We start from the raw sequence: 7,665 nt of genomic DNA, 5'->3' as shown, positions 1-7,665 counted from the left end.
CACTATGGAGAAGCAATCAAACCAGCTCTTACTGTCATAAAGCCAAAAAACATACGCCTAATGAGTGACTTAGTCATTCGCCGAAACCAGTTGTTATCCATGCAAACCATGGAAAAGAACCGAATCCAGATACTTCCCGCTTCTCTCCATCCGACAATCAAACCGATGCTAACCACGATAAAAAATCAAATCACCAAGTTAGAAGAAAAGCTCGTTAAACTCATTGAAGATAGCCCTGAATATCAGGCTAAAAACACAATATTGCAGAGCGTCCCTGGAATAGGAAACATTGCCGCTGCATCAATAATTAGCAACGTACCAGAACTTGGCTACATCACAAATAAACAAGCGGCATCACTAATTGGTGTCGCTCCAATAACACGCGAAAGTGGGCGCTACAAAGGTAAGCGCGTGATCCAAGGCGGTCGAGCGCAAGTACGCACAGTGTTATATATGGCAATGATGTCAGCCATGCAATGTAACCCCGTATTCAAAGCAACTTATGCTCGACTTGTAGCTGCCGGAAAGCCTAAGAAAGTCGCAATAATCGCGTGTGTTCGAAAGATGGTTGTGACTCTTAACTCTATGCTGAGAGATGGCGCCATGTGGGATGAAAACACTGCCAAAAATTAATCATTGACGCCATAGTCGTTTGTTAGGCACAAATTGCGTTGGTTTTTAACCTATTATTGAAGTGTTCATGTGCAGAATCAGATACATCGCAGCCTAAGTATTTTCTAGACAGGTTGTTCGCTGCTATTAATGTGGAACCTGAACCGAAAAATGAATCTGCAACAACATCGTGTTCAGAAGAGCTTTGCATAATAAGGACTTCGAGAAGGTCCACCGGCTTCTCTGTAGGGTACCCGCGCCAAACCCGTTTGTACTCCAATACATCAGGAATACTCAGATCATTCAGTTTTCTTTTGCCTTTTTCGAAGAATAGAATAAATTCATAGCGTGCTCGATAGTGATACCCCATACCAATAGCACATTTATCCCAAACAATTGGCTTCCAAAATTTAAACCCTACTTGTTCAGCTATTGGTTTAGCAACAAACATTGTTTCTTGATCACAGAACAAATAGAAATGAGAGCCCTTTTTCAATACTCTATAAATTTCTGTAAACAACTCTTCAAATCTAGTATTCGGAAAAATACTAAACCACTGGTTACTTGATGATTTACTTTCTTTCAGACGAGTCGTAGTACCGATTTTTCTGTGTTTTTCTAGAGACTCATAAGGTGGATCTGTAATAAAAAGGTCAACGCTAGAGTCATCTAGTGTTTTAAGCCAATCTACTGCATCCATTTGATAAGTTTGTGACATTAAATTGCCCTGAGATACTCAAACCGAGTAACATAGCATAATAAAGCAGATACGACGAAGCCGTATCTGCTTTTTTGCACTAATTACATTTAGGGTCGCTTGCTTCACAATGAAGACTGCGGCATTCGCGACAGTATGACTGAACGCGAACAGTACCATCACCCATATTTCTTAAGCCAAACAATTGTTCAACTTGTTCAGCATTCGTAGCGACAGTATTACACCCACGGCATGGGCAACGAGCTTGAGTTAAGTCTGGCATATGATTTACTCCTTTAGTTTCATAACCACACTATAGATATGGGCAATTATTTTAATATCAACTAGTGGCATAATTTATTTTTGTGCCTAACAGCTATATTAGACAGAATAATTCTGCATTTTGTCCCTGAAACAATTCTGTCTAGTTTCCAAGACTCGCTGCACTTAGTCTAATAACTCATTTAATAACATCATCTTACCTACTTATCTTTGTATCAAACATGACGAAAAGCAGAAATTTTCCATATAGTTCCGGCAAAATGCAGAAAACTCCCCAATATGTGAGTAAACCGCAATTCAGGCTATGAAGGTTGTATCTTGGAAGTTGTATTCTCAAACAAAAACGCCGACATGATTGTCGGCGTTTACGCTGTAGGTATGGATAAGTAAGAGGAAGTAACTACTTCGCCATAGTACTCAAAAACTCGGCTTCGAACTCTTCATCGGCTTCTCGGGTTAAGCACTCCACCAGCCAGTCGATGCTTTGATGGTCTAGCTTACTGTTCACCACGAAGGCTTGCTTTACGCCAGACTGACCCAGCTTGGCAGAGCCGTAGTTCTTGAATGATTTATTGCCATGATAATGGAGTGATTTGATCGCCTCCGCGTTAGGTTCTGGTAATGCATCGAGGGTATTAGCAAGCTGAATCACCAACTCCATTGGGTTCTTAGAGGAAGATATTCGATACAGAAAACCGCCCTCCACTCTTTGGCGAACCCAATAATCAAAGCCGCTGCAATCCATCACCTTGTCACTGACCAGTGCGGCTTCGCTGCGATAGCCACACGGTTCAACCATCACTGGGGTATGTTTGAATTCTGGCTGGCCTGATGCGGCATCGGTATGAGGCAAGATTAAGTCGCATGGTTTGCTGTCTTTGGCGGTGGGTGCGTTCCAGTGGATAGGCATGAAGACTTGTTCGCGGCGCATCTCTTTGGTCACCACTAAGCGGGCTTGGCACTCCCCTTGTGCGCTGCGCACTTTCACCACTGGATTAATAGTGGCGTGGTTGAAAGCATCTAGCCCAAACTCATCCAAGTTCAGTTCTGAAACGGTATCTGGGTGCATCGCAACAAAAGGCTCAGGGGTATGCTCACCTAAACCTGCCGCCAAGCCTGTGCGGCTCATGGTGTGCCATTGGTCTCGGATTCGGCCTGTGTTCATGATAAGTGGGAATTCAAGGCTGGTATCGGCAATCGGTTTGTCGTGCTCAACTGCAATAAACTGCGCTTTGCCTGATTCGGTAAAGAACTCACCATTGGTGAACATGCGCTGTTCGATGATCTCAGGTTGATACTCAAGTACTGGCCATTGCTGTGGAGTGAGTTCGCCATAGCCTTTTTCATCCAATTGCGTGAGTCCAATTAAGCACAAGTCACGCGCTTTACCTGTTTCATTGCCGAGCGCTGTCATCTCGCAATACTCTTTAAAGATCTCACCTTCGTGGCGGAACTCAAATTGCTCTTTGAATCCCATTTTTTGTGCGACTTCTTTTAGAATCCACCAATCGGGTTTGGCTTCCCCTGGGCTTGGTAACACTCGGCGTTGGCGTGAGATTCGGCGTTCAGAGTTGGTCACGGTGCCCGATTTCTCGCTCCACCCTTGCGCGGGCAGCACCACATCGGCCAAGCGAGTGGTTTCAGTATCGGCAATACAATCAGACACCACCACAAACGGGCACTTCTCTAATGCGGCTTTGATCTTTTCGCTGTCAGGCAGGCTCACAACTGGGTTAGTTGCCATGATCCACACCGCTTTGATTTTGCCTTCATTCATGGCATCAAACAGGTCAATCGCTTTTAAACCCGCATGTGTTGCTAGGTTGTCGGTCTGCCAAAATTCACTCACGGTTTGGTGTGATTGCGGGTCACCAAATTCAAAGTGCGCCGCTAAGGTATTGGCTAAACCGCCCACCTCACGTCCGCCCATCGCGTTCGGCTGGCCCGTTACAGAGAATGGCCCCATGCCCGGCTTGCCAATTTTCCCGGTGGCTAAATGGCAGTTAATAATGGCGTTTACCTTATCGCACCCTTGTGTCGATTGGTTCACGCCTTGGGAGTAAATGGTCAGCACCTTCTCGTTCGATGCAAACAAACTGTAGAACTGTTTTAGCTGCTGCTCTGTTAACCCTGTAAGTTCAGGAACACTTTTGTCGCCCCAGCCTGATTCGGTATAACCTGACTCTGTATAACGGTAGTGAGTCGCAGATCGAATCGATTCAGTAAAGCCTTGGGTGTGGTTTTCTATGTAGTCTGCATCTAGCTTGTCGTTATCATCGAGGTAACCCAATAAACCATTGAACAATGCGACGTCTGAGCCTGATTCCAATGCCAAGTGAATGTCTGCGATTTCACAGGTGTCGGTATAACGCGGGTCGATGACGATAACTTTCAATTCAGGGTTGGCTTGTTTCGCGGCTCTTAATCTTTGGAAAAGTACCGGGTGACACCATGCTAAGTTGGAACCTGTAATCACGACGAGTTCGGCTTGCTCGAGATCTTCGTAGCACACCGGTACTGTGTCTGCGCCAAATGCTCGCTTATGCCCGACCACGGTTGAAGCCATGCACAGTCTAGAATTACTGTCGATGTTGCCGCTGCCGATAAAGCCTTTCATCAGTTTATTGGCAACATAATAGTCTTCGGTAAGCAGCTGACCAGACACATAGAACGCAACCGAATCGGCTCCAAATTCTTCGATCGTTTGATTGAATTTGTCTGCGACCAACTGAGTGGCACGGTTCCAATCCAGCTCTTGTTTTTGCTCATTCTGAATATGAGCAGGCTGTGTTAGGCGTCCTAAAGGCGTGACGGTATCACCAAGCGCAATCCCTTTAGTACATAGCTTTCCATAGTTTGATGGATGATCTTTATCACCACGCACTTCTAGTTTTCCTAACGATGTCGGTCTCGCTTCTATTCCACACCCTACACCACAATAAGCACAGGTCGATTTTATCCAGCCGCTGTTTGAATCGGTCATCCGTTTCTCACTCAATTATCCATAATTGTAATAACTAAAAATAAGCAAATAACACGCCACTTAATAGCAGCTGATGAATAGCAAATAATTTCATCTAAAAACAACAACTTAATAAAAACACAAATATCAACAACGAACCAAACAGAACTTAGCCAAGATAAAAACTTAATTTTTGCACCATTTTGCAGAAAGTTGCACCACAAACGCTCATTTATATAAATATAACAAAAATTTTACATACCACTTTAGGGGTAATTACGTGCCACCTGTAATTTTTAAATCACTGAAATATATATATTAAATTTTATTTAAATGAACAAATCGCAATCTGGCACCCTCCTTGCTCCACTAGAAACCAAGACTTAGAAAAAACATTTTTGTTTTTCTTGATGATTATGAATTGAGTGGAATCTCAACCCGGTATTCATCTGCTAACGATTAGAAATTAGACGCTAGTGATGGTGACGCCGAGAATAAGGAATGGATTATGAGCAAGAAGAAAATCGTCGTTGTTGGTAACGGTATGGTTGGACACAAATTTATCGACAACATCCTGCAATCAGACAGTGATGAGTTTGATGTGATTACTTTTAGTGAAGAACCAAGGCTGGCCTACGACCGTGTTCAGCTGACGGCTTACTTTAATGGTAAAAGCGCTGATGACCTGTCATTGACTAGTGAAGAATATTACCAAAGCAACGGCGTGAACTACTTGTTGAATCAGAAGGTTGCCAAGCTAGACACCGCCAATCAACAAGTCATCACTGAAAGTGGTCACGTTGAAAGTTACGACAAGCTAATCTTGGCGACGGGCTCTTTCCCTTTTGTTCCCCCTATTCCCGGTAACGACCAAGAACACTGTCACGTTTATCGCACCATCGAAGACTTAGACGCCATCGAGCTTTCAAGCAAAGTCAGCAAATCTGGCGTGGTGATTGGTGGTGGTCTGCTTGGCTTAGAAGCCGCAAACGCCGTCAAAAACCTTGGCTTAGAAACCCATGTGGTTGAATTTGCGCCTCGCCTGATGGCGGTTCAATTAGATGATGGTGGCGGTGCCCTACTGCGCAGAAAGATTGAAGACCTTGGTGTGCAAGTTCATACCGAGAAAGCGACCTCTGAAATAGTCGATGGCGAAAATGCTCGCTACCGCATGAACTTCGCCGATGGCACCCATTTAGAAACCGATATGATCGTATTCTCTGCGGGTATTCGCCCTCAAGATGAGTTAGCAAGAAGCTCTGATGTCGAAATTGGCGAGCGCGGCGGTATTGTCATCAACAACCACTGCCAAACCAATATCGAAAACGTCTACGCCATTGGTGAATGTGCCCTTTGGGATAACAAGATCTTCGGCTTAGTGGCGCCCGGTTATTCCATGGCGAAAGTCGCGGCTTCGCATATTGTCTCTGACGGAACGAGCGACGCTTCATTTACTGGTGCAGACATGAGCACCAAGCTCAAACTGCTTGGCGTCGATGTGGCCAGTATTGGTGAAGTACACGGCAAGACGGAAGGCGCTCAATCGTATACCTACAACGATGAAATTGAACAAGTTTATAAGCGCCTGATCATTTCGGCTGACGGCACAAAGATTGTCGGCGCAGTATTGGTCGGTGATGCAGAAGCCTACGGTTCGCTACTGCAAATCAAGCAAAATGATATGCCCCTTCCTGAAAACCCATCAGTGCTAATTTTACCTAACGTGGCCGATGATTCAGGTTCGGCAATGGGTGTTGAAGCTCTGCCTGATAGCGCTGTGATCTGTTCATGTTTTGATGTGACCAAAGGCGATATTAAAGAGGCCGTTTCAGCAGGCTGCACCACGATGGCTGCATTGAAAGAAACCACGAATGCTTCAACAGGTTGTGGCGGTTGTTCTGCCCTTGCTAAACAGGTTCTCGATAGCGAGCTAAGTAACCTAGGTGTGGAAGTCTCTAACGATATCTGTGAGCACTTTGCTTATTCTCGCCAAGAGCTTACCGACATCATTCGCGTCAACAAAATCAAGACCTTCGACGAGCTGTTAGATTCTCACGGCAACGGATTGGGCTGTACTGTGTGTAAACCGGCTGTCGGTTCGATTCTGGCTTCGTACTGGAACGATTACATCCTGGAAGATCAACATATCGAGCTGCAAGACACCAATGACATCTACCTTGGCAACATGCAAAAAGACGGCACTTACTCGGTAGTTCCGCGTATTGCTGGCGGTGAAATCACTCCAGATAAATTGATTGTTTTAGGCGAAGTCGCTAAAGAGTTCGACCTGTACACCAAAATCACGGGCGGTCAGCGTGTCGACTTGTTTGGCGCACAGCTTAACGAACTGCCTATCATCTGGAAAAAGCTGATTGATGCAGGTTTTGAAACGGGCCACGCCTACGGTAAATCGGTTCGTACCGTGAAATCTTGTGTCGGTAGCACTTGGTGTCGATACGGTGTCGACGACAGTGTTGGCTTAGCGATTCGACTTGAGAACCGCTACAAAGGCCTGCGTTCACCACACAAGATCAAGTTTGCGGTTTCAGGCTGTACTCGTGAATGTGCAGAAGCCCAATCGAAAGACATTGGTGTTATCGCCACCGACAAAGGTTGGAACCTCTACATCTGTGGTAACGGCGGTATGCGTCCTCGTCATGCAGACCTATTCGCCACTGATTTAGACGAAACCACACTCCTTAAATACATCGACCGCGTTTTGATGTTCTACACACGTACCGCAGACCGCTTACAGCGTACATCGGTATGGATGGAGAACCTCGAAGGCGGCATTGAATACCTCAAGCAAGTCGTGATTGAAGACAAGCTCAACGTAGCTGAAGAACTCGAAGCGGACATCGCACTCAACATCGAGAAGTACCAGTGTGAATGGAAAACCACCATTGAAAACCCTGAGAAGATGAAGCGCTTCCAGCACTACATCAACAGTGAAGAAATGGACACTAGCCTCTCTTTCATCAAAGAGCGAGAGCAGCGTTTTCCTAAGCCGAGCTTGAGTGATGCTTCGAATTCAAAACGCGACGAAAAGCTCGCTAAAGCAGACCAAATCGAAGTGACTGAGGTTTCATAAATTTCATCAGGTTCATCAGGT

5 protein-coding genes are annotated in these 7,665 nt (G+C 45.3%); 2 read left to right on the top strand and 3 right to left on the bottom strand.

From position 1 onward, the window contains the following. Positions 1–633: IS110 family transposase (locus AB4493_RS13430; RefSeq protein ID WP_372155177.1), on the top strand; the 633-nt coding region annotated here is incomplete at its 5' end. A 22-nt stretch (positions 634–655) separates the two neighbouring features. Here AB4493_RS13430 and AB4493_RS13425 read toward each other — a convergent pair. From AB4493_RS13425 to AB4493_RS13415, 3 genes are all read right to left on the bottom strand, one after another. After that, a complete protein-coding gene (locus AB4493_RS13425; protein WP_372155175.1) occupies positions 656–1,330 on the bottom strand; it encodes a site-specific DNA-methyltransferase in 675 nt (224 codons plus the stop codon). 79 nt (positions 1,331–1,409) lie between these two features. Further along, on the bottom strand, positions 1,410–1,592 hold the full coding sequence (locus tag AB4493_RS13420; protein WP_080584405.1) for a hemagglutinin: 183 nt from the start codon (positions 1,590–1,592) through the stop codon (positions 1,410–1,412). A gap of 399 nt (positions 1,593–1,991) precedes the next feature. Further along, positions 1,992–4,589, bottom strand: coding sequence for a molybdopterin oxidoreductase family protein (locus AB4493_RS13415; RefSeq protein WP_372155173.1), 2,598 nt, complete (start codon positions 4,587–4,589; stop codon positions 1,992–1,994). A 472-nt stretch (positions 4,590–5,061) separates the two neighbouring features. Here AB4493_RS13415 and nirB point away from each other — a divergent pair, with 472 nt between their 5' ends. After that, a complete protein-coding gene (gene nirB, locus AB4493_RS13410; protein ID WP_372155171.1) occupies positions 5,062–7,644 on the top strand; it encodes a nitrite reductase large subunit NirB in 2,583 nt (860 codons plus the stop codon). The last annotated feature ends 21 nt before the right edge of the window (positions 7,645–7,665 follow it).

This window comes from Vibrio sp. 10N.222.55.A1, from assembly GCF_041473835.1.
GTDB lineage: Bacteria > Pseudomonadota > Gammaproteobacteria > Enterobacterales > Vibrionaceae > Vibrio > Vibrio crassostreae_C.
Note: the sequence above shows the minus strand (reverse complement) of the source record. Positions and strands in the feature narration are given on the sequence as shown.

What these genes read in the sequence shown, in the direction of transcription:
- AB4493_RS13425 (WP_372155175.1), bottom strand. Translation starts at nt 1,330, where the DNA reads ATGTCACAAACTTATCAAATGGATGCAGTAGATTGGCTTAAAACACTA.
- AB4493_RS13420 (WP_080584405.1), bottom strand. Translation starts at nt 1,592, where the DNA reads ATGCCAGACTTAACTCAAGCTCGTTGCCCATGCCGTGGGTGTAATACT.
- nirB (WP_372155171.1), top strand. Translation starts at nt 5,062, where the DNA reads ATGAGCAAGAAGAAAATCGTCGTTGTTGGTAACGGTATGGTTGGACAC.